The organism is Roseateles sp. P5_E11 (assembly GCF_054049355.1).
In genome coordinates this window covers 1-2563 of record NZ_JBFUMO010000710.1, presented here as the reverse complement: position 1 = coordinate 2563, position 2563 = coordinate 1, and the positions used below count along the sequence as shown (strand labels likewise).

The following is a 2563-nucleotide window of genomic DNA, read 5'->3' as shown; positions in this document are numbered from 1 at the left end:
GGCGGCGGCCGGTCAATTGAGTCCGGCAGAAGCGCTCGAGGCCGCTGCCGTCGATTTCGAAGAGATCACGATCCGGCTCGGCCGCGAGCGGCAACGAGAGGCGTATCGAACTTCACTGGGCTATTGATCACGGGCATGCGCTGGAATTTCCGGGTAGCGTCACTGGGCATCGGCACCAAGCTGACCGTCGGCGTCGGGGTCCTCGTCGGGCTGACGCTGCTGGTGGTGGCACTCGCCATCCTGGCGGGCCGCAACGCCAGCCGGGACATCGAAATCAGCGAAGGCCTGCGGGCGCCGGCCTCGCGGGCGTCGGCCCAGGCGCAGGAGGCGCTGCTGAGCATGCAGCTGCACCTGCGCGGCTTCCTGGTGCTCTCTGACCGCGAAGACATCGGGCACTACCACGCGGCACGCGGGGCGTTCGAGAGTGCGCTGACATCGCTGGAGGAATTGGCCGACGGCTGGGAGGAGGGCGAGCGCAAGCAGGTGCAGGCCTTGAACGAGCGTTACGCGCGCTGGAAACGCCTGCCGCCACAGCTGTTCGAGCTGCACGAGGACACCTTGCGCAACCGGCCGGCGCTGCGACTGTCGAGCATGGACGTGCAGGCGCAGCGGGTGCGTGTGCTGGCCGAGACCGAGGCCATGATCAAGTTGCAGAATTCGCGCCCTGCCGACGCGGTGAACCGCGAAGTGCTGGCGGAGATGCTTACCTTCCAGAGTTCGTTCGATGTGCTGGCCACCAACGTGATGGCGTTCGGCGCCTCGGGCGAAGGCAACTTCAGGCTGACGTACAGCTCGCAGCTGGTCACCAATGCGGCCTTGTGGGACGGGCTCTACGCCCGTCGCCCCTTGCTCACGGCTGCGCAGCGCGCCCACCTGGACCGCATCGCAGCGGCGCGGGCCGCGCTGACCGAGCTGACCCTGCGCATCCGCACGATCCAGGACAGCGCGCGTGCCTACGAGGACCTCTACCTGTATCGGACCGAGGTCGTGCCGCAGGCGCAAGGGCTTCTCGACCTGCTGCACCAGATCACCGCCGAGCAGCAGGCGCAACTGCAGACCGAGCTGTCGCGGGCTCGGGACAGCCTGGCCCGCTCGCGTGCCCAAACGGCTGTCGGTGGCCTGGCCGCGCTGGCATTCGGTGCAGCCTTGGCGTTCCTGCTTCGGCGCAGCATCGTCGGGCCGGTGCAGCGCCTGACCCAGGTGGCGGCACGGATCGCCGCTGGCGACCTCACCGCCCAGGCGCCCGTCGAAGCGCGCGACGAGACCGGCATGCTGGCCACCAGCTTCAATTCGATGACGGCCCGCCTGGCCCACACGATTGCCGACCTCGAAGCCGCCTACAGCGAAGCGCAGCAGGCCAAGAATGTCGCCGAGCTTGCCAACCAGGCCAAGAGCAGCTTCCTGGCCAACATGAGCCATGAAATCCGCACGCCGATGAACGCGATCCTGGGCATGTCCCACCTGGCGCTGCAAAGCGGCCTCAACCCGCAGCAGCACAACTACATCCAGAAGGCGCATGCGGCGGCGGAATCGCTGCTGGTCATCATCAACGACATCCTCGACTTCTCCAAGATCGAGGCCGGCAAGCTCGACATCGAAACGATCCCGTTCAGCCTTGGCGACGTGCTGGACAACCTGAGCAATGTGGTGGGCCTGAAGGCCGACGAGAAGGGCCTGGAGCTGCTGCTGGACTTGCCGCTCGCGATCCCCCGGGCACTGGTGGGCGACCCATCGCGCCTGGRCCAGGTGTTGCTCAACCTGGGAAACAACGCCGTCAAGTTCAGCGACAGTGGCGAGGTCATCGTCGCCGTGAAGATGGTGGAGCGGGACGGCGAATCGGCCCGGCTGCGCTTCACCGTGGGTGATTCCGGCATCGGCATGAGCCCTGAACAACTGCAACGCCTGTTCCAGCCCTTCACGCAGGCCGATGCCTCGACCAGCCGGCGCTATGGCGGCACCGGCCTCGGGCTGGCGATCAGCCGCCACCTGGTGAAACTGATGGGCGGCGAGCTCACCGTCGAGAGCGAGCTGGGCCGCGGCAGCCGTCTGCACTTCGAGCTGCATTTCGGGTTGCAGCCCGGCGCTGCGGACGCGGCCATGGACACCAGTCTGCGCGGCACGCGTGTGCTGGTCGTCGACGACAACGCCGCCGCGCGCGAGCTGCTCGCGACGATGTGCGGCACGCTGGGCCTGCAGGTCGATACCGCCGCGGGGGGCGAAGAAGCGCTGCGCCTGGTGATGCAGGCCGACGCCGGCGATGCTCCTTTCCAATTGCTGCTGCTCGACTGGAAGATGCCGGGCATGGACGGCGTGGCCTGCGCGCAGGCGCTGGCCCAGCAGACCGAGCTGCGCCACCCGGCACCCCTGGTCATGCTGGCCACGGCCTTCAGCCGCGAAGAGGTGAGGCAGCGCCTGGCCGAGCACAAGCTGCGGGCCGGCGCGCTGCTGACCAAGCCGGTCACGCCCTCGACCTTGCTGGATGCCTGCGCTGCCGCACTCGGACGCGCGCTTGCCGTCCCCACGCGCAATGCGCGGCGCGAAGAAGCACAGCTCGACCATCGAA

At 68.0% G+C, this 2563-nt stretch carries 1 protein-coding gene; it reads left to right on the top strand.

The annotated features are described in order from the left end of the window. Window positions 1-135: 135 nt before the first annotated feature. On the top strand, window positions 136-2563 hold a 2428-nt coding region (locus ACXJKR_RS29505; protein ID WP_457325874.1), incomplete at its 3' end, for an ATP-binding protein.